Genomic DNA, 19816 nt, shown 5'->3' on the forward strand with positions numbered 1-19816 from the left:
TTCTCTCCACGTCATTGCGAGGAGCTCGCGATAAAATTGCATAGCAATTTTGCGCTGATGCGACGAAGCAATCCAGACTATTTTTCGCCGGTGCATTTCTGGATTGCTTCGCTGCGCTCGCAATGACCATGTGGAGGCTTCTGGGCTTCTTCCGAAACAGCTACACTCTCCACGACCAACAAAAAGGAAACCCAACAATGGATCTCGGTCTCAAAGGCAAGAACGCCATCGTGCTCGGCGGCACGCGCGGCATCGGGCGGGCGATTGCGGAGACGCTCGCCGGTGAAGGCACCAATGTCGCGGTGTGCGCGCGCAATGCTGATCAGGTTGCGGCCACCGTTGCCGAGCTGAAGGCGAAGGGCGTCAACGCCACCGGCGGCCCGGTCGACGTGACCGACGGCGCGGCGCTGAAATCCTGGATCGAGGGTGCAGCAAAGGAGCTCGGCGGCGTCGACCTGTTGTTCTCCAATGCCGGCGCGATGGCGCAGGGCCACGATGCCGCATCCTGGCAGCAGAACTTCCAGCTCGACCTTCTCGGCGCCGTGCATGCCTTCGATGCCGCGCGGACGTTCCTCGAAGCGAGCGGCGAGAGAAGCGGCGACGCCGCTTTCGTCATCATCTCCTCGATCTCGGCGGCGCAGGCGGACACGGCCAGCTCCTACGGCCCAATCAAGGCGGCGCTGATCCACATGGCCAAAGGACTGGCGCGGCAATATGCAAAGAAGAAGATCCGCGTGAATGTCGTGTCGCCCGGCACGGTCTATTTCAAGGGCGGCGTCTGGGAGATGGTCGAGAAGAACATGCCGGAGCGTTACAACGACGCGATGAAGCGCAATCCGACCGGCCGGATGGCCACGCCGCAGGAAATCGCGAGCGCCGCGGTGTTTCTGGCAAGCCCGGTGTCGGGGTTCACGACGGGATCGAATCTCGTCGTGGACGGCGCGATCTCGAACCGGGTGAATTTTTAGAAGGGCACACTGTCATCGCCCGACTTGATCGGGCGATCCAGTATTCCAGAGACGGCGCGGCTAGAACCGAGAAGCCGCGGCGTACTGGATACCCCGCTTTCGCGGGGTATGACGGCTGAGCGTGTGGCGGCACTCCGCGCCACACCTCAATGAAAATCCCGCGATGGCGGCAGGATGCGGACGTTGCGGGGGTGGCGGTGTTTTTGCGCCGGCATGTCCGTGAGCGCGCGAGGGTCTTCGTTGAGCGGCTCGATCACCGTGGCGCCTGATGGCACCGGATGCTTGCGGCTCAGGGCGTCGTTGGCGAGGCCGACCAGATCATGCGAGCGGTCGACCATGCGCTGGGCGATGAGATGCGTCACCTTTTCGGGACTGCTCTGGATATAGCCCTCGACCAGGATGAGGCGCGCGCCCATCACCTCCTTCCGGTACTGCTCCATGATCTTGGGCCACACCACGACATTGGCGATGCCGGTTTCGTCCTCCAGCGTCATGAACACGACGCCGCTGGCGCTGCCCGGCCGCTGCCGCACCAGCACCACGCCGGCGCAGCGGACGCGGCGGCGCTCGTTCTCGTGGCTGACCTCCTTGCAGGCGACTACCCGCTCGCGCGAAAACATCTCGCGCAAGAATTCCATCGGGTGCCCCTTCAGCGATAGCCGGATGGTCTGATAGTCCGCGACGACCTGCTCGGAACGCGGCATCACCGGCAGCGGTTGTGCGTGCTCGTCGGGCTGCTCGCGCGCGGTCGCCGCCTCGAACAGCGGCAGCGGCACGTCGTCGGGCAGCCGCCGCACCTGCCACAGCGCCTCGCGGCGGTCGAGCCCGAGCGAGCGAAACGCGTCGGCATCGGCCAGCAGGATCAGCGCGCGCTTGGGCAGGCCGGTGTCGCGGGCAAAATCTTCGAGCGAGGTGAAAGGACGTCGGTTGCGGGCGGCGATGATGCGGTCGGCCCAGTCTTCCTGAGTGACATAGACCTTGCCTTGCCGCTTCGCCTGCTCCTTCTTGAGGGCCTCCTCATCAGGATCGAGCCAATGGAAGCCGTCGATCTGGCGAAAGCCAAGGCGGACGGCACAATATTTTTTGTCGGTGTTCTCCAGCGTATTCTGCGCAAAGCTGTAGGACACATCGATGTCGCGCACCTCGACGTCGTTCTTGCGGGCGTCGCTGACGATCTGTGCGGGCGCATAAAAGCCCATCGGCTGCGAGTTCAGGAGTCCACAGCAGAAGGCGTCGGGGTGATGATATTTCAGCCATGACGAGATGTAGACGAGCTGGGCGAAGCTCGCGGCGTGGCTCTCCGGGAAGCCGTAGGAGCCAAAGCCCTTGATCTGGTCAAAGCAGCTTCTGGCAAAATTTGCATCGTAACCGCGCGCGACCATATTGCCGATCAGCTTCTCCTCGTATTGGCCGATGGTGCCGACATTGCGGAAGGTCGCCATCGAGCGGCGCAGGCCGTTGGCTTCCTCGGACGTGAACTTTGCCGCCTCGATCGCGATACGCATGGCCTGCTCCTGGAACAGAGGCACGCCCTTCGTCTTGTGCAGCACCTTGTAGAGCTCGTCCGCGGGGCCATGCTCGGGCGATGGCGAGGGATAGGTCACTTTCTCAAGTCCGTTCCGTCGGCGCAAATACGGATGCACCATGTCGCCCTGGATCGGTCCCGGTCGCACGATCGCGACTTCGATGACGAGATCGTAGAAGGTCCGCGGCTTCAGGCGCGGCAGCATGTTCATCTGGGCGCGGCTCTCGACCTGGAACACGCCGAGCGACTCCCCTCGCTGCAGCATTTGATAGACTTCGTCGTCATCCTCTCCCTTGATATCCGCAAGCTCGTAACGCTTCCCCTTGTGACCGGCGATCAGATCAAAACATTTCCGGATGCAGGTCAGCATGCCCAGCGCGAGCACGTCAACCTTCATCATGTTGAGCGCGTCGACGTCGTCCTTGTCCCATTCGATGAAGGTGCGGTCGTCCATCGCCGCGTTGCCGATCGGGACATAGGTGTCGAGCCGGTCCTGCGTCAGCACATAACCGCCGACATGCTGGGACAGGTGCCGCGGGAATTCGATCAGCTCGGTCGCAAGCTCGACCGCAAGGTTGATCATGGGATTATTGGGATCGAGCCCGGCCTGCCTGACCTGCATGTCGTTGAGACCCTTGCCCCAGCTTCCCCAGACGGTGTCGGCGAGCGCGGCGGTGACGTCCTCGGTCAGGCCCAGCGCCTTGCCGACGTCGCGGATGGCGCTGCGCGGGCGATAGTGGATGACCGTTGCGATGATCGCGGCACGATGGCGGCCGTAGCGGCGATAGACATATTGCATCACCTCCTCGCGCCGGGAATGCTCGAAATCGACGTCGATGTCGGGCGGCTCCAGCCGCTCCTTGGAGATGAAGCGCTCGAACAGCAGATCGACCTTGGTCGGATCGACCGAGGTGATGCCGAGCACGTAGCACACGGCCGAATTCGCCGCCGAGCCGCGGCCCTGGCACAAAATGTTCTGGCTGCGCGCGTAGTGCACGATGTCGTGCACGGTGAGGAAATAGTGTGCGTATTTCAGCTCGGCGATCAGCGCGAGTTCTTTCTTGAGCGTGGCGCGCAGCTTGTCGTCAATGTTCTCGATGCCGCCAAAGTATTTATCGACGCCCGCCCAGGTCAAATCCTCCAGATGCCCTTGCGCGGACTTGCCCGGCGGCACCGGCTCATCCGGATACTGGTATTTGAGCTGGTCGAGCGAGAAGTCGATCTTCCCCGCAAAACGCATGGTCTCCGCGATCGCCTCGGGGACATCGCGGAACAACCGCGCCATCTCCCTGGGTGTTTTCAGAAAGCGCTCGGCATTGGCTTCCAGCTTCCGTCCGACCGCCTCGATCGTGGTCTTTTCCCGAATGCAAGTCAGCACATCCTGAAGCGGACGGCGGCCGGGATCGTGATAGAGCACCTCGTTGGTCGCGAGCAGCGGCACTTTTGCTTTGCCCGCGAGGTCATCGAGCCGTGCCAGGCGGCGCCGGTCGTCGCCGCGATAGATCAGGCTCGCCGCGAGCCACGCGCCTTCGGCGCGGCTCGCCTTCAGCTTTGCAAGCACATCCAGCGCCTGCGCCGGCTCGAAACGATGCGGCAACGTCAGGGCCAGGAGCTGGCCTTCCGAAAACTCCAGGAGATCGGCAAAGGTGAGACGGCACTCGCCCTTCTCGATCCGCGTGATGTCGTCGCCGCGCTTGCCTTTGGTCAGGAGCTGGCAGAGCCGGCCATAGGCGGCGCGGTCGCGCGGGTAGACAAAAATGTCGGGCGTGCCGTCGATGAAAACGATGCGCGCACCGATCAGCAGTTTCGGCTTATGCAGCACCTTGTCATTGTCGAGCTCATTCCAGGCCCGCACCACGCCGGCGAGCGTGTTGTGATCGGCGATGCCGATCGCGGGAATGCCGAGCTTGCTCGCCTGATGCACATAGGCGCGCGGATCCGAACCGCCGCGCAGGAAGGAGAAATTGGTGGTGATGCCGATTTCGGCATAAGCGGGGCTATTCATGCGAAGAGACCGTGCACATACCAGCCGGGAGAAGCAGGCTCGCCGTCGCCGTCGAACACCTCCCCCTCGTAAAGTCCGTCGCGAAAAATCCAGAAGCGCAGGCCCTCGGCGTCCTCGATGCGAAAGTAATCCCGGGTCAGCTGCTTGCCGTCCTGCCGCCACCATTCCATCGCGATACGCTCGGGTCCTTCCACCCGCACCACGGCATGCAGCGCGCGGCGCCAGGTGAACTGATGCGGCGGACCATCCGGCACGGCCGCGAACGGCACCTTGATCGGCTCCGGCTTGTCGAACAGCCTCAAGGGGCGCAGCGGCGGCTCGCTCTCGGTCCGTGCCGGCCACTCAGCCTGCATGGCGGCGGCGAGATGATGCTGCGCCGGCGCGGCCAGCACGGCACATTCGGGGATATGGGTATCCTCAGGCAGGTGCACGACGACGCGTTTGCCGCCGATGCGCGCGGCGATGCGGTCGATCAGGGCGGCAAGCTCGTCATTGTCGTGGACATGGGCGTCGAGATCGCGCTGCTCCTGCACCACGATTTCGGTGCGGCTCGCCGACAGGCGAACCATGTCGAAGCCGAAACCGGGATCGAGGGGATCGGCGAGTGCGTCGAGGCGCTCGCGGAACAGACGGTCGATCACCGCGCTTCGCGTCACCGGCCGCCCGGTCTCGACCATGATCGCGCGCACCACGCCATCGGTACGGAAGAAGGCAGCTTCCAGTCGGCGCGCGCCCTTGCCCTGCTTCTCCATCGACGCGATCAGCGTATCGGCGAGCCGCGACAGCGTCATTGCGATCATCGTGTCGGTCGCGATCGGCTCGGCGAAACGCTTCTCCACGATGTAATCGGGCAGCGGTTTTCGCGGGTTGATCGGCGCATCGCCCTGCCCCAGCGCATGGGCGAGCAAGGTTGAGAACCGCGCACCGAACCGCGCCGTGAGCTCGCTCGGCGAGCGCGCGGCGACATCACCGATGGTCTTGAGGCCGGCGCGGCGCAGGCCGGTGGTGATGCCCTCGCCCGCACCGAGCGCGGACACCGGAAACCGGCTGATCGCCCTCGCCTCTTCGCCATCGGCAACGATGGTGCCCGTGGCCTGCCGCGTCAGCGTTCGTGCGCAGACCGAGGTGCCGGCGATGGCCGCGCTGACGGCAAAGCCTTGTCGGCCGAGCGCACGAACCAGCGCTTGCAACAGCGCAGCCTCGCCGCCGAACAGATGCGCACAGCCGGTGATGTCGAGGAACAGTCCGTGCGGCGGATCGAGCGCCACCAGCGGCGTGAAGCGGTCGCACCAGTCGGCGATGTCGCTAAGCGTCTTCGCATCGGCCGCGACATCGGCATCGAACACTTTCAGGTCCGGGCACATCGCCCGCGCATTGGCGAGCGGCTGACCTATGTACAGGCCGAGACGCTCGGCAGCCTCGTCCAGCGCATGGATCACCAGCGCATTGTTGTCCTTGATGACGACGATGCTCGGCTCATTATTGGTTTTACCCAGCCCGGCGCTGTTGAAGAACCGCTGGATCCGGTCGATGGGCAGGCGCGGCAGCCACAGGCTGAGAATACGTCGACGGTTCACTGAACTGGCACTCATCACAATTCCATTCCATGATCCACCGGCCGCAGGGGCCATGACGATTACGCAAGAGTTCGGCATCGAAGCGCGGCGCGCCCCATGCGTCCCACACCGACCCCGGCGGCGAATGCGCCGCGCGCAGCATCCACCGTGTCTCCGCCGTCGAAGGCAGCGGCTGCGCCGCCATCCGCAGCATCAGGCCGGTGACGCCGGAGCCTTGCGCGGCCAGCGTCAGCTTGCGGCTCGCCACGAGATCGAACTGCCTGGTCTCGCCCCAGAGCTCGAGCACGACGGCGCCCAGCGCATCGCAGGCGAGCGCATCGGCCGAGGTGCGTAGCGCGCTCTCGACATCGGCGGCGCGCACCATCACCACGCGGCGCGGATCGAGGCCGAGCTCGGCGAGCCCGCTCATCGACAGTGCGCCTGCCTCTATCTCCAAGAAATCCTGCCGTACCCACAGCAGCGGCCGCTGCGCCGAGACACGCCCGGCAAGCCCCATGACGAAGCCGGTTGCGGCCGTCCCCTGAGACCCAGTGCAAAACACCTCGTGGATCGCCGCACGCGCGAGCCCGCCCTTCAGCGCGTTGTCGGCTTCGCTGTGACCGAGTGCGACGCGATCGTGCGGATGCACGACCGTCGCCGTCTCGATGCGCTCGATCTGGCCGCGCAAGGTCGCAAGCGCGCTTTGACGTGCGCCGCTCATGCTCGCCGCTCCTTCAGAGGTGATTGCCGATGGCTCTCAAAAAGAGAACCAGCGGCTGGCTCATTTGTTCATGATATGTTCTAATATAAAGCTAACGGCGCGCGAAGAGTCAATCGAATTGGCGCGCAAATGGATTCATGAGTTGAATCAAAGGGATTCCAAGATGGACGTACAACGCAAGCTGGAAATCCTGGCGGACGCAGCCAAATACGACGCGTCCTGCGCTTCCAGCGGCACCGAGAAGCGGGATTCCAGCGACGGCAAGGGCATGGGCTCGACCGCGCCCGGCATGGGCATCTGCCATTCCTACGCGCCTGATGGACGCTGCATCTCGCTGCTCAAGGTGCTGCTGACCAACGCCTGCAATTACGATTGCCTCTATTGCGTCAACCGCGCCTCCTCGAACGTGCCCCGCGCCCGCTTTACCGTCGACGAATTGGTCAAGCTCACGCTCGACTTCTACCGGCGCAATTACATCGAGGGCCTGTTTCTCTCCTCCGGCATCATCCGCAGCCCCGACTACACCATGGAGCAGGTGGTCAGCGTCGCGCGAAAGCTACGCGAAGAGCATCACTTCCGCGGCTATATCCATCTCAAGACCATTCCCGAAGCCGACGATGCGCTGATCGCGGAAGCCGGCAAATATGCCGATCGTCTCTCCATCAACATCGAGATGCCCGAGGAGACGAGCCTGCAGCAATTCGCGCCGGAGAAGGACGTGCGCGCGATCCGCCGCACCATGGGCCGGCTGCGGCTGAAGCTGGACGAGGCCGAGGAAGGCCGCAGCGCGAAGACCAAGGCGAGGCCACAGCGTTTCGCGCCGGCCGGTCAGAGCACGCAGATGATCGTCGGTGCCGATGCTGCCTCCGACCACACCATTCTCCACACCAGCGCCAATCTCTACGGCGCCTACCGCCTGCGGCGCGTCTACTACTCCGCCTTCAGCCCGATCCCCGACGCCAGCCGCGCCTTGCCTCTGGTGCAGCCGCCGCTGCTGCGCGAGCACCGGCTCTACCAGGCCGACTGGCTAATGCGGTTCTACGGTTTCGATGTCGGCGAGATCGTCGACGACAGCGCGATGCTGCCGCTCGACATCGATCCCAAGCTGGCCTGGGCGCTGCGCCATCGCGACCGCTTCCCGCTCGACGTCAACCGCGCCAGCCGCGAGGAGCTGCTGCGCGTGCCGGGCTTCGGCACCAAGGCGGTCGAGCGCATCATTGCAACACGGCGCACCACCACGATCCGCATCGCCGATCTCGCCCGGCTGCACGTGCCCAAGCACAAGGCATTGCCGTTCATCGTCCTCAGCGATCACCGGCCCTCGCCGCATCGTCTCGATGCCGCCGGGCTGATCGAGCGCTTCAAGCCGAAAGCAACTCAACTGGGATTTGGCTTCTGATGCAGTACATCACCCTCGACACCGAAACCGATTTCGACGGCTGGCGCAAAGCCGCGCGCAGCCTCGTGCTTCATCACGTGAAGCCCACCGATGTCACCTGGACCGTGCAGGGCGGCGAAGCCGAGCTGTTCGCGCCGCAAGCGCCGTCTCCGATCCTCGAGGTGAACGACGGCACCTTCAACGTGTCAGGCAAATTCGTCGAACTCGCCCAGGCCGCAATCCTGCACCGCGATATCAAGCGCTTTGCGATCCTCTATCGGCTGCTGTTTCGGCTGAAGGACAACCACGATCTCATCGAGGTCGCGACCGACCCTGACGTCGCGCAAGTTACGGCGATGGCCCGCGCGGTCCATCGCGACGAGCACAAGATGCACGCCTTCGTCCGCTTCCGCGAGATCGGACGCGAGCGCGCAGCGCATTACGTCGCCTGGTTCGAGCCGGAGCATCACATCGTCGAGCTCGCAGCCCCGTTCTTCGCAAAACGCTTTGCCGACATGCCCTGGTCGATCCTGACGCCGGACCTCTGCGCACATTGGGACGGCCACGCGCTCGCGTTCACGCCGGGCGTCAGCAAGAGCGAAGCACCGGGCGAAGACCGGCTGGAGGAAGCCTGGCGGCGCTATTACGCCAGCATCTTCAATCCGGCCCGGCTCAAGGTGAAGGCGATGCAGGCCGAGATGCCGAAGAAATATTGGAGGAACCTGCCCGAGGCTTCGATCATTAAGCCCTTGATCGAGGACGCCGAACGCATGACCGGCGCCATGATCGCCAATGCCGCAACCGAGCCGCACAAGCCTCAGAAGCGGCCGGAGGCTCCGATGAAACGCAAGCCAGCTGCCGACGATCTCGAAGCGCTCCGCGAGGAGGCCGCGCATTGCCGCGCCTGCCACCTCTACAAAGACGCGACCCAGACCGTGTTCGGCGAAGGCCCGAGATCCGCCAACATCATGCTGGTCGGCGAGCAGCCCGGCGACAAGGAAGACCTCGCCGGCCACCCCTTCGTCGGTCCGGCGGGCCAGATGCTCGACCGTGCGCTGGAGGAGGCCGGTGTCGATCGCAAGAAGGTCTATGTCACCAATGCGGTGAAGCACTTCAAATTCGTACCGCGCGGAAAGATCCGCCTGCACCAGAAGCCGAATACGCCGGAGATCCGAGCCTGCCGGCAATGGTATGAGCGGGAAGTCTCGGCAATTCAGCCTGATCTGATCGTGGCGATGGGCGCTACCGCCGCGCAAAGCGTGTTCGGCAAGATCACTCCCATCGGCAAGTCCCGCGGGCGGCTCATCGACCTTCCCGACGGACGCAAGGCTTTGGTGACGGTGCACCCGTCCTATCTGCTGCGGCTGCCAGATCCTGAAGCCAAGGCGCTGGAATATCAGCGCTTTGTCGAAGATCTGAAGATCGTTGCCGGCTTGCAGAAGAAAGCCGCGCGGGCCGCCTAAATACTGGCAGGAAAACGGTTTTCAACCGCCGCTTGTCATCCAGCCTTCAAATCCATCGCGGACAATACCCTTACTTCAAAGTTAAGGGGCGTCCAGACATGACCGATGTTGCATTCGACCGCGCGGTAGCCGATCCCGCGCCGATCCAGCCGGCCTCGCGGCCAAATCTCGACAAGGGCTTCAATCCGCTGACGATGATCCTGTTCTTCGGCATCCTCGCCGCGGGCCTGCTGTTCGTCGCCTACAGCATCTATGTCGACGTCAACGCGACCGGCGCGCGCGTGACGAGCTTCCTGCCCTATATCCTGTTGTTCGTCGCGCTCCTGATCGCGCTCGGCTTCGAATTCGTCAACGGCTTCCACGACACCGCCAATGCGGTGGCGACCGTGATCTACACGCATTCGCTGCCGGCCGAAGTCGCGGTGATGTGGTCGGGCTTCTTCAACTTCCTCGGCGTGCTCATGTCCTCCGGCGCGGTCGCCTTCGGCATCGTCTCGCTGCTGCCGGTCGAGCTGATCCTGCAGGTCGGCTCCAGCGCCGGTTTCGCGATGGTGTTCGCGCTGCTGATCGCCGCGATCCTGTGGAATCTCGGCACCTGGTTCTTCGGCCTGCCCGCCTCCTCCTCGCACACGCTGATCGGCTCGATCATCGGCGTCGGCGTCGCCAACGCCGTCATGCGCGGCCGCGACGGCACCTCGGGCGTGGACTGGACCAAGGCGACCGAGATCGGCTACGCGCTGCTGCTGTCGCCGCTGTTCGGCTTCATCTGCGCCGCGACGCTGCTGCTGCTGCTCAAGTTCATCGTGCGCAACCCGGCCCTGTATGCTGCGCCCGAAGGCAACAAGGCGCCGCCGCTCTGGATCCGCGGCCTCTTGATCGCGACCTGCACCGGCGTCAGCTTCGCGCACGGCTCGAATGACGGCCAGAAGGGCATGGGCCTGATCATGCTGATCCTGATCGGCACCGTGCCGACGGCCTACGCGCTCAACCGCGCGCTGCCGGAATCCCAGGTCGCCCAGTTCCAGAAGGTCTCGGATGCCGCTTCCAAGGTGATCGCGGCCAAGGGTGCCGGTCACTCGATCATCGGCGATCCCCGTCCTGCGGTGACGCAGTACATCACCTCGCACCACATCAGCGAAGGCACCTACCCCTCGCTGTCGGTGCTGGTGAAGGATGTCGGCGACCAGGTCGCGAAATACGGCTCGCTCAACAAGGTGCCGGCGGAAGTGGTCGGCAACACCCGTAACGACATGTACCTGACCTCGGAAGCGATCCGCTTCCTGATGAAGGACAAGGAAAACGACCTCAACAAGGAAGAGGTCGCGACCTTGAACGCCTACAAGGGCGGGCTCGACAGCGCCACGAAGTTCATCCCGACCTGGGTGAAGGTCGCCGTCGCCATCGCGCTCGGCCTCGGCACCATGATCGGCTGGAAGCGCATCGTGATCACGGTCGGCGAGAAGATCGGCAAGAGCCATCTGACCTACGCGCAAGGCGCCTCGGCCGAGCTGGTGGCCGCCGCTACGATCGGCGCCGCCGACGTATTCGGCCTGCCGGTCTCCACCACCCACGTGCTGTCGTCCGGCGTCGCCGGCACCATGGCCGCCAACGGCTCGGGCCTGCAAATGGCGACCATTCGCAATTTGCTGATGGCCTGGGTGCTGACGCTGCCCTGCGCGATCATGCTGTCGGCCACACTGTACGTGATCTTCTCGCGGATCTTCTGAGCAATCACGCTCCTCAAAGACAAAGGGCCCGTGCGATGCACGGGCACCCTTTTCATTTGCGCTTGGAGCTTGGCGTTACGACGCCGCGAGCGATTCTTCGACGAGTTTCACCCAGTAGGACGTGCCGAACACGATCGCCTCGTCGTTGAAATTGTAGGCGGGGTGATGCAAGCCGGCGCTGTCGCCGTTGCCGCAGAAGATAAAAGCGCCGGGGCGCGCTTCCAGCATGTAGGCGAAATCCTCGCCGCCCATCAGCGGCGGCATCTCGTGCACGTTGGCATCACCGGCAACCTGCTTCGCAATGCGCCGCGCCACCTCGGTCTCCGCGGCGTGGTTGTTCACGACCGGATAGTTGCGCTGGTAGCGCAGGTCGATCTTGGCACCGGTGATCTGCGCGACGCCCGCCACCACTTCATGCACGCGCTTCTCGACCAGCTTGCGCACCTCGGGCGAGAGCGTGCGGATGGTGCCCTTCAGCGTCGCGGTCTGCGGAATGACGTTGCGGGCGTTGCCGGCGTGGAATTCGCAGATCGAGATCACGGCCGATTCCAGCGGATCGACGCTGCGCGCGACGATCGACTGCAGGGCGGTGATCACCTGCGCGCCGACCAGCACGGAATCGATGCATTTGTGCGGACGCGCGGCATGACCGCCGAGACCCTCGATCATGATGTCGACCTCGTCGGTCGCCGCCATGATCGGACCCGGCCGGATCGCGAACGAGCCGATCGGAATACCGGGGCCATTGTGCATGCCGTAGACCTGCTCGATGCCGAAGCGCTCCATCAGGCCGTCCTTGACCATGGCCGCGCCGCCGGCGCCGCCCTCCTCGGCGGGCTGGAAGATCACGACCGCATCGCCGGCGAAATTGCGGGTTTCGGCGAGGTAGCGGGCGGCCCCGAGCAGCATCGCGGTGTGGCCGTCATGGCCGCAGGCGTGCATCTTGCCCGGAATCTTGGAGGCGTATGGCAGGTTGGTCTGCTCCTCGACCGGCAGCGCGTCCATGTCGGCGCGCAGGCCGATCGTCTTGAGCCCCTCGCCGGCCGGCTTGCGCCCCTTGATCACGCCGACCACGCCGGTCTGGCCGAGCCCGGTCACGACCTCGTCGCAGCCGAATTCGCGCAGCCGGTCCGCGACGAATGCTGCAGTGCGATGAACGTCGTACAGCAGCTCGGGATGCTCGTGGATGTCCCGGCGCCAGGCCTGAATATCGGGTTGAAGGTCGGCGACGCGGTTCACGATGGGCATGGAGGGTCTCAAGCTTTGTTGAAAATGCAGGACTGTCTACCATGCAAGCGCCAGTCCACCCAACTGCCGCCGGCCGAGGGTAACCCTGTCCTCTCGTCATGGCCGGGCTAAACACTTGTCCCGGCCATCCACGTCTGACTATTAGAACAGAAAGTGCGTGGATGCCCGGGACAAGCCCGGGCATGACGCCGGTCGGGTGGAAGCAGAATGCCGAGACGGCTCGAAGGTGAATTTGATTACATTGTCGTCGGGGCAGGTACGGCGGGCTGCATCGTCGCCAACCGGCTGTCGGCCGATCCCGGCAATCGCGTCCTCGTCCTCGAAGCCGGCGGCGACGACAACTGGATCTGGTTCCACATCCCGGTCGGCTATCTCTTCGCGATCGGCAATCCGCGCTCGGACTGGATGTTCAAGACCGAGGCCGAGCCGGGCCTGAACGGCCGATCGCTCGCCTATCCCCGCGGCAAGGTGATCGGCGGCTGCTCGGCGATCAATGCCATGATCTCGATGCGCGGCCAGGCCGCCGATTATGATCATTGGCGCCAGCTCGGCATGACGGGCTGGGGCTATGACGATGTGCTGCCGCTGTTCAAGAAGCTCGAAGACCACTTCCTCGGCGCCAACGAGCATCACGGCGCTGGCGGCGGCTGGCGCATCGAGGCGCCGCGGCTGTCCTGGGACGTTCTCGATGCCGTCGGCGATGCCGCCGAGGAGATGGGCATCAAGCGCATCCCGGATTTCAACACCGGCGACAACGAGGGCACCAGCTATTTTCACGTCAACCAGAAGCGCGGTCGGCGCTGGTCCTCAGCGCGCGGCTTCCTCAAGCCTGCGCTGAACCGCCCGAACCTGCGGCTCGAGAAGCATGTGCTGGTCGACCGCGTCATCATCGAGCAAGGCCGCGCCGTCGGCGTGCGTTTCATCCAGAACGGCGAGATGATCGAAGCGCGTGCGAAACGCGAGGTAGTCCTCTCGGCAGGCTCGATCGGCTCGGTGCAGGTGCTGCACCGTTCCGGCATCGGCCCCGCCGACTGGCTGTCGCCGCTCGGCATCGACATCGTCATGGACAAGCCCGGCGTCGGCCGCAATCTGCAGGACCATCTGCAGCAGCGTGCGATCTACAAGGTCGAGGGCGTGCGCACGCTGAACGAGACCTATTACAATCTGTTCCGCCGCGGCTTGATGGGGCTCGACTACGCCTTCCGCCGCCGCGGTCCCCTGACCATGGCGCCGTCGCAGCTCGGCATCTTCACCCGCTCGGATGCGACGCGCGCCCGCGCCAACATCCAGTTCCATGTGCAGCCGCTGTCGCTCGACAAGTTCGGCGATCCCCTGCACCGTTTCCCCGCCATCACCGTCAGCGCCTGCAATCTCCAGCCGACCTCGCGCGGCATCGTGCGGCTGCGTTCGGTGAGCCCTGACGAGAAGCCGATCATCGCGCCGAATTATCTGTCGACCGACGACGACCGCCAGGTCGGCGCCGACGCCATCCGCACCACACGCCGCCTGATGCAGCAGAAGGCGCTGGCACGATATCGCCCGAGCGAATATCTGCCCGGCCCCTCCGTCGGCGACGACGATGCCTCGCTCGCAAAGGCTGCTGGCGATATCGGCACGACGATCTTCCATCCCGTCGGCACCGCCAAGATGGGCGCCGTGACCGATCCGATGGCGGTGGTGGACGAACGCCTGCGATTCTACGGGCTCGAAGGCCTGCGCATTGTCGACGCCTCGATCATGCCGACCATCACCTCGGGCAACACGAATACGCCGACGGCTATGATCGCCGAGAAGGGCGCGACGATGATTTTGGAGGATGCGAAGTAGCATCCTGTCGCCATGATCAATCCCCACCGCTTTTCAATCGGCCGCGCCGACGCACAGATCGCCATGCTGCAATGGGGCGAGAGCGGCAAGCCGCCCGCCCTCCTCCTGCATGGCACCGGTTTCGTCGCCGACGTCTGGGACGAGGTCGCGCGCGGGCTTGCATCGACCTACACCGTCTATGCGCTCGACCGGCGCGGCCATGGCGTCAGCCACAAGCCCGGCGCCTATCACTTCCTGGACTATGCCGAGGATGTCTGCAGGGTGATCGACGCGCTCGAGCTGCACGACGTCTACGGGATCGGCCACAGCGCCGGTGCGACCGACCTTCTGCTGGCGGCTAAGCTCTTGCCCGGACGCTTCACACGCCTGTTCGTGATGGAGCCGACCATCATGGACCCGCGCGCGGCACGCGCCGGAGGGTTGGACGAGGAATCCCTGTCGCGAGTAGAAGGCACGCTGCGCCGGCGCGCCGAGTTCGACAGTGCTGAGACCGTCTTCGAACGCTACCGCACAGCGCCGGCGTTTGCGGATTGGACCGAGACCTCGCTTCGAGCCTATGTACGCCACGGCTTCGTGCCGCTCGACGATGGCCGGGTGCGACTCTGCTGCACGCCGGAGATCGAGTGCGCAATCCTGCGTCCGATCTACGAGGCGATGGAGCAGGTCTATGTCGGCGATGCCCGCGGTAATCCGTTTGCCTCGCTCACCGAAATCGACTGCCCGGTGCGCGTCACGACCGCTGCGAAGTCGGGGCCGATCTATTGGGAGATGGCGCGGCGCGCGGTGGCGCTGATCCCGCAGGCCAGCACGATGGTCTTTGAAGACGCCGGGCATTGCGTGGCGCAGGAAGTGCCGGAGCGTGTGGTCGAAGCCGTCAGAGATTTTTCGAAATAGGTCTCGTGCCCCGGACGCGCTGCAGCGTGCAATGCTGCTGCGCTGAGCCGGGGCCCATCTCGCCACGTCCCGTGAAGCCTTCTGGGTCCCGGCTCTGCGCAGCAACGCTACGCGTTGCGACGCGTCCGGGACACGAATCACCTCACGAAATCGTCATAACCTCCCGCGAATAAGTCCCCTCCTCCCCCAATCACCTCTCCGAAGCCCAATTCCGGGCGAAGCGGAGATGCGCGATGAGCGGACACGATCACGGCGGCGACGGCGTCAGCCGTCGCAAGGTGCTGGAATGCATGACCTGGGCCGGCACCGGAGTGCTCTGGACCGTCACCGGCGGCGTGCCGCGCTCGCTCGGCATCATCGATTCCGCGGAGGCCGCGACCGCAGCCGCGCCCGGCATGAGCTTCCTCCAGATCAGCGACAGCCATGTCGGCTTCGACAAGCCGGCCAATCCCAACGCGCTCGGCACGCTGGAAGAAGCTGTGGGCAAGATCAACGCGATGCCGACAAAGCCGTCCTTCATGATCCACACCGGCGACATCACGCATCTGTCCAAGGCCGCCGAATTCGACAATGCCGAGCGCGTCATCTCGCAGAGCAAGCTCGACGTGCACTACGTGCCCGGCGAGCATGACTTCCTCGACGAGGAGGTGAAGTTCTATCGCGAGCGTTACGGGCGCGGCACCAAGGGCCAGGGTTGGTACTCCTTCGATGCCGGCGGCGTGCACTTCATCGGACTCGTCAACGTGGTCGACCTCAAGGCGGGGGGCCTCGGCAACCTCGGCGCCGAGCAGCTAGCCTGGCTCGCGGACGACCTGCGCGGCAAATCGAAATCGACGCCGATCGTGCTGTTCGCTCACATCCCGCTCTGGACCGTCTATCCGGAATGGGGCTGGGGCACCGAGGACGGCGGCCGCGCGCTGGAACAGGTGAAGGGTTTCGGCTCGGTCACCGTGCTGAACGGACACATCCACCAGGTGATGCAGAAGGTCGAGGGCAACGTCACCTTCCACACCGCGCGCTCCACCGCCTTCCCGCAGCCGGCGCCGGGAGCTGCCCCCTCGCCCGGACCAATGAAGGTCGAGGACACAAAACTGCGCTCAATGCTCGGCGTTGCCAGCATCAACTTCAAGCAGAACGAGCAGCGGCTCGCGATCATCGACACACCGCTCCAGGGCTAAAGGTGGAAGCTGACAATGAAGCCACTCAACCGCCGCGACTTCGGCGTCGATCTCGGACTCGCTCTGGCCGCGGCTATCCTGCTGCCCGCAACAAAAGCCCGTGCCGACGACATGGACGTGCATATCGACAATTTCGTTTTCCAGCCGGCCGAGCTCAAGATTAAGGCCGGCACCACCGTGACCTGGACCAACCGGGACGACATCCCGCACACCGTGGTGTCGGCCGGCAAGTTCAGGTCCAAGACCCTGGACACCGAGGACAAATTCTCCTTCACCTTCACCAATGCGGGCGACTACAAGTATTTTTGTTCGCTGCACCCGCACATGACGGGGATGATCAAGGTTGAGTAACGTCTCCAACCAAGGCATCAACGTCTTGCCCGGCCGGTGGTCCCACGCCGGCCGGGCTCCTGCGTCTCCGGCGACATCAGGCGAAACGGCAAAGCGAGCGGCGATGCCACCGACAAGCGACGATTTGGACAAGGCGCAACGCTTCCGCGAGGCGGCGCTGCCCCATCTCGACGACGTCTACACGCTCGCGCGCTATCTGCTGCGCGACGCCTCGGACGCGGAAGATGCGGTGCAGGAGTGCTATCTGCGCGCGCTGAAGCACTTCGACAGCTATCGCGGGCCGGCGATGAAGCCCTGGCTGTTCGCGATCCTGCGCAATGTCTGCAACGCGGAATACGCACGGCGCGCGCACAGGCCCAGCGCGCTCGAGGATACGCCCGGCGCGGCCGAGCCGTCGCCGATCTGGCAGGAGAGCGAGGCGAGCCCGGAGACCGAAGTGCTGCGCAGCCGCGATGCCGGCGCCATCCGCAAGCTGATCGAGGCGCTCGCCGAACCGTTCAAGGAAACCTTCGTGCTGCGCGAGATCAACAACCTGTCCTATCGTGAAATCGCGGAAGCCGTCGGCGCGCCCATCGGCACTGTGATGTCCCGCCTCGCTCGCGCCCGTGCCCTGCTGCGCGCGGCCTGGACGGCGGAAGAGGAGCAAGCGAAATGACCTGCGACGAAGCAAGGATCCTGCTTCACGCGCTGCTCGACAACGAGCTCGATGCCGGCCACGCGCGCGAGGTCGAAGCCCATATCGCCAGCTGCCCGGACTGCGCGGCGGAGCTTGCCGCACAGCGCGAGATGCAGGGTGTGCTCGCCAATACCAGTCTGCGCTACACCGCGCCGGCAAGCCTGCGCGCCCGGATCGAGGCCTCGCTGCCCGAGCCGCAACGCCAGCCGAGCCGCCGCTCCGTACTGCGTGGCTTTGCGATGGGCTCGGCGGTCTCCGCGCTCGCCGCAACCGGAATCGTCGCCATCGTGCTGCGCCAGGACGACCAGCAGCGCATCCTCTCGGAGGTCGTCTCCGCGCATCTGCGCTCGCTGCAGGCCGGCCATCTCACCGACGTGATCTCGACCGACCAGCATACCGTGAAACCGTGGTTCAACGGCAAGCTCGACGTCGCCCCGCCCGTGATCGACCTCACCGCGCAAGGTTTTACGCTGGTCGGCGGCCGGCTCGATTATATCGACGCGCGCGCCATCGGTGCGGTCGTCTACAAGCGCCGCCAGCACGTGGTCAATCTGTTCGTGTCGCAGACATCGAGCACCGAGCATCGGCCGCCGAAGACCCAGACCATGCAGGGCTTCAACTGCCGCCGCTGGAGCGAGCGCGGCCTGAACTTCTGGGCCGTCAGCGACATCGCTGCCGACGAGCTCGCCGAGTTCGTCGATAAGTTCGAGACAGCGATGAAGGCGAATGTGGAGGGGTAGATCTTGCTACACCGTCATTGCGAGCAGCTCGCGACAAAATTGCGAAGCAATTTTGCGCTGGAGCGACGAAGCAATCCCCAGGTTGCCTTCGCAGAGACAGTCTGGATTGCTCGCTTCGCTCGCAATGACCATTGCCGAAATGGCTCGGCCGAATTCAGGCCGACCGTCGCACCGCGTTGTCCACCAGCGTCTTGCCGAGCGACCAGATCGCGCCGGGGACCTTGTGGCTGCCGGCGATGACGTCGTCGAACGCCTTTTCGATCCAGCTGCAATCTTCCTCGGTGATGGTGAGCGGCGGCAGCAGCTTGATGGTGTGGCTGCCGTGACCGGCCACTTGCGTGAGGATCTTGTGATCCTTGAACAGCGGCACGGTGATGAGCTGGCAGAACAGGCCCTTGTTGGCCGTCTCCAGCACGTTCCAGGAGGCGCGCAGCCGCAGCGACTTCGGCGGGCCGAACTCGACGCCGATCATCAGGCCCTTGCCGCGCACTTCCTTCATCAGCTCATAGCCGGGCACCATGCGCGTCAGCGCGAGGCGCAGCTCGGCGCCGCGCTTGGCGGCGGACTCGATCAGCTTCTCGGACTCCATCACGTCCAGCGTCGCGATGCCCGCGGCCATCGCGAGGTCGTTCTTGGAGAAGGTGGAACCGTGCACCACCGCGCGGTCCATCTGGTTGAAGATCTTGTCGAAGATGGCCTTGCGCGTCAGCACCGCGCCGACCGGCACGTGGCCGCCCGACAGCGACTTCGACAGCAGCACCATGTCGGGCTCGACGTTCCAGTGCTCGACCGCGAGGAAACGGCCGGTGCGGCCCATGCCGGTCTGGATTTCGTCGGCGACGAACAGCGTGCCGTATTTCTTGCAGAGCGCGGCCGCGCCCGGCAGGAACTCGTCGGTGGGCATGTTGACGCCCTTGCCCTGGATCGGCTCGACCACGAACGCCGCGACCTCACGCGAGGCCAGCGCCTTTTCCAGCGCGGCCAGATCGTTGAACGGGATCGAGGTGCAGCCGGGCAGCAGCGGCTCGAAGCCGGTGCGGAAGTTCGAATCACCCGTCAGCGACAGCGCGCCATAGGTCAGGCCGTGATAGCCGTGGGCGCAGTAGACGATGCCGGGGCGGCCGGTGGCGCCGCGCGCGAACTTGATCGCGGCTTCGACGCATTCGGCGCCGGAATTGGCGAAGAACGCCTTGTCCAGGTAGGGGACATATTTCAGCAGCCGCTCGGCGAGCACGCCGGCGAGCACGGAGACGTCGAACTGGACGAGATTGGGCAGGTCGGCATCGAGCACGCTCTTGAGCGCGTCGCGCATGACCGGATGATTGCGTCCGATCGCAAACACGCCAAAGCCGGACAGCAGGTCGAGATAGCGCGCGCCGTCGCGATCGTAGAGATACTGCCCCTGCCCCTTCTGGAAGCCGACATCGTAGCCGATGGTCTTGAGAACCCGAACGAACTGCTCGTTCAGATACCGATTATGCAGGGTGCTGCGCTGGGCCTGACGGTCCGCGAAAAGCTCCGACATGTCTGGATTTGGGCTGTGCATCCGTTACATACTT

The 19816-nt window shown here is 64.6% G+C and carries 15 protein-coding genes; 10 read left to right on the top strand and 5 right to left on the bottom strand.

The genetic code is table 11. The features are described 5' to 3' along the window. Positions 1-197: 197 nt before the first annotated feature. Positions 198-968 (top strand): SDR family NAD(P)-dependent oxidoreductase, encoded by a 771-nt coding sequence (locus tag RAD10_RS08845; RefSeq protein WP_461617142.1) that lies wholly within the window; start codon positions 198-200, stop codon positions 966-968. A 146-nt stretch (positions 969-1114) separates the two neighbouring features. Here RAD10_RS08845 and RAD10_RS08850 read toward each other — a convergent pair whose 3' ends face one another. Genes RAD10_RS08850 through RAD10_RS08860 form a run of 3 tightly spaced genes read right to left on the bottom strand, consistent with a single transcriptional unit; the run spans position 1115 to position 6775 of the window. Next, a complete protein-coding gene (locus tag RAD10_RS08850) occupies positions 1115-4498 on the bottom strand; it encodes an error-prone DNA polymerase (RefSeq protein ID WP_461617143.1) in 3384 nt (1127 codons plus the stop codon). Further along, a complete protein-coding gene (locus RAD10_RS08855; RefSeq protein WP_461617144.1) occupies positions 4495-6090 on the bottom strand; it encodes a Y-family DNA polymerase in 1596 nt (531 codons plus the stop codon). Before RAD10_RS08855 ends, RAD10_RS08850 begins: the two co-directional genes overlap by 4 nt. After that, on the bottom strand, positions 5987-6775 hold the full coding sequence (locus RAD10_RS08860) for an ImuA family protein (RefSeq protein ID WP_461617145.1): 789 nt from the start codon (positions 6773-6775) through the stop codon (positions 5987-5989). Before RAD10_RS08860 ends, RAD10_RS08855 begins: the two co-directional genes overlap by 104 nt. Positions 6776-6938: 163 nt before the next feature. Here RAD10_RS08860 and RAD10_RS08865 point away from each other — a divergent pair, with 163 nt between their 5' ends. From RAD10_RS08865 to RAD10_RS08875, 3 genes are all read left to right on the top strand, one after another. Then, positions 6939-8174 (top strand): putative DNA modification/repair radical SAM protein, encoded by a 1236-nt coding sequence (locus RAD10_RS08865; protein WP_461617146.1) that lies wholly within the window; start codon positions 6939-6941, stop codon positions 8172-8174. Further along, positions 8174-9616 carry a UdgX family uracil-DNA binding protein gene (locus RAD10_RS08870; protein ID WP_461617147.1) on the top strand — a complete coding sequence of 481 codons (1443 nt, stop codon included), beginning with the start codon at positions 8174-8176 and terminating at the stop codon, positions 9614-9616. Before RAD10_RS08865 ends, RAD10_RS08870 begins: the two co-directional genes overlap by 1 nt. A 98-nt stretch (positions 9617-9714) precedes the next feature. Then, on the top strand, positions 9715-11343 hold the full coding sequence (locus RAD10_RS08875) for an inorganic phosphate transporter (protein ID WP_461617148.1): 1629 nt from the start codon (positions 9715-9717) through the stop codon (positions 11341-11343). Between the two features lie 75 nt (positions 11344-11418). Here RAD10_RS08875 and RAD10_RS08880 read toward each other — a convergent pair whose 3' ends face one another. Further along, the gene (locus RAD10_RS08880; RefSeq protein ID WP_461617149.1) at positions 11419-12591 is read right to left on the bottom strand and encodes a M20 aminoacylase family protein; all 1173 of its coding nucleotides are present in this window, start codon (positions 12589-12591) and stop codon (positions 11419-11421) included. Positions 12592-12798: 207 nt separating this feature from the next. Between RAD10_RS08880 and RAD10_RS08885 the strand changes: the two genes are divergently transcribed. The 6 genes from RAD10_RS08885 to RAD10_RS08910 all read left to right on the top strand — a co-directional run bounded on the left by RAD10_RS08885 (position 12799) and on the right by RAD10_RS08910 (position 18257). Further along, the gene (locus RAD10_RS08885) at positions 12799-14418 is read left to right on the top strand and encodes a GMC family oxidoreductase (RefSeq protein ID WP_461617150.1); all 1620 of its coding nucleotides are present in this window, start codon (positions 12799-12801) and stop codon (positions 14416-14418) included. A 12-nt stretch (positions 14419-14430) separates the two neighbouring features. Continuing rightward, positions 14431-15312 carry an alpha/beta fold hydrolase gene (locus RAD10_RS08890; protein WP_461617151.1) on the top strand — a complete coding sequence of 294 codons (882 nt, stop codon included), beginning with the start codon at positions 14431-14433 and terminating at the stop codon, positions 15310-15312. 233 nt (positions 15313-15545) lie between these two features. Beyond that, positions 15546-16490, top strand: coding sequence for a metallophosphoesterase family protein (locus RAD10_RS08895; RefSeq protein ID WP_461617152.1), 945 nt, complete (start codon positions 15546-15548; stop codon positions 16488-16490). Between the two features lie 15 nt (positions 16491-16505). Further along, positions 16506-16841 carry a cupredoxin domain-containing protein gene (locus RAD10_RS08900; RefSeq protein ID WP_461617153.1) on the top strand — a complete coding sequence of 112 codons (336 nt, stop codon included), beginning with the start codon at positions 16506-16508 and terminating at the stop codon, positions 16839-16841. Between the two features lie 103 nt (positions 16842-16944). Further along, positions 16945-17496, top strand: coding sequence for a sigma-70 family RNA polymerase sigma factor (locus tag RAD10_RS08905; protein WP_461617154.1), 552 nt, complete (start codon positions 16945-16947; stop codon positions 17494-17496). Beyond that, the gene (locus tag RAD10_RS08910) at positions 17493-18257 is read left to right on the top strand and encodes an anti-sigma factor family protein (RefSeq protein WP_461617155.1); all 765 of its coding nucleotides are present in this window, start codon (positions 17493-17495) and stop codon (positions 18255-18257) included. The genes RAD10_RS08905 and RAD10_RS08910 overlap by 4 nt, the downstream gene beginning before the upstream one ends. Before the next feature lie 154 nt (positions 18258-18411). Here the strand turns inward: RAD10_RS08910 and hpnO are convergent, their stop codons facing one another. Further along, positions 18412-19803 (bottom strand): aminobacteriohopanetriol synthase HpnO, encoded by a 1392-nt coding sequence (gene hpnO, locus RAD10_RS08915; protein ID WP_018315705.1) that lies wholly within the window; start codon positions 19801-19803, stop codon positions 18412-18414. Positions 19804-19816: the final 13 nt, after the last annotated feature.

The organism is Bradyrhizobium sp. 23AC (assembly GCF_054863025.1).

Bases quoted from the DNA above. Each gene is read 5' to 3' on its own strand.
- RAD10_RS08845 (WP_461617142.1), top strand. From the start codon at position 198: ATGGATCTCGGTCTCAAAGGCAAGAACGCCATCGTGCTCGGCGGCACG.
- RAD10_RS08850 (WP_461617143.1), bottom strand. From the start codon at position 4,498: ATGAATAGCCCCGCTTATGCCGAAATCGGCATCACCACCAATTTCTCC.
- RAD10_RS08855 (WP_461617144.1), bottom strand. From the start codon at position 6,090: ATGAGTGCCAGTTCAGTGAACCGTCGACGTATTCTCAGCCTGTGGCTG.
- RAD10_RS08860 (WP_461617145.1), bottom strand. From the start codon at position 6,775: ATGAGCGGCGCACGTCAAAGCGCGCTTGCGACCTTGCGCGGCCAGATC.
- RAD10_RS08865 (WP_461617146.1), top strand. From the start codon at position 6,939: ATGGACGTACAACGCAAGCTGGAAATCCTGGCGGACGCAGCCAAATAC.
- RAD10_RS08870 (WP_461617147.1), top strand. From the start codon at position 8,174: ATGCAGTACATCACCCTCGACACCGAAACCGATTTCGACGGCTGGCGC.
- RAD10_RS08875 (WP_461617148.1), top strand. From the start codon at position 9,715: ATGACCGATGTTGCATTCGACCGCGCGGTAGCCGATCCCGCGCCGATC.
- RAD10_RS08880 (WP_461617149.1), bottom strand. From the start codon at position 12,591: ATGCCCATCGTGAACCGCGTCGCCGACCTTCAACCCGATATTCAGGCC.
- RAD10_RS08885 (WP_461617150.1), top strand. From the start codon at position 12,799: ATGCCGAGACGGCTCGAAGGTGAATTTGATTACATTGTCGTCGGGGCA.
- RAD10_RS08890 (WP_461617151.1), top strand. From the start codon at position 14,431: ATGATCAATCCCCACCGCTTTTCAATCGGCCGCGCCGACGCACAGATC.
- RAD10_RS08895 (WP_461617152.1), top strand. From the start codon at position 15,546: ATGAGCGGACACGATCACGGCGGCGACGGCGTCAGCCGTCGCAAGGTG.
- RAD10_RS08900 (WP_461617153.1), top strand. From the start codon at position 16,506: ATGAAGCCACTCAACCGCCGCGACTTCGGCGTCGATCTCGGACTCGCT.
- RAD10_RS08905 (WP_461617154.1), top strand. From the start codon at position 16,945: ATGCCACCGACAAGCGACGATTTGGACAAGGCGCAACGCTTCCGCGAG.
- RAD10_RS08910 (WP_461617155.1), top strand. From the start codon at position 17,493: ATGACCTGCGACGAAGCAAGGATCCTGCTTCACGCGCTGCTCGACAAC.
- hpnO (WP_018315705.1), bottom strand. From the start codon at position 19,803: ATGCACAGCCCAAATCCAGACATGTCGGAGCTTTTCGCGGACCGTCAG.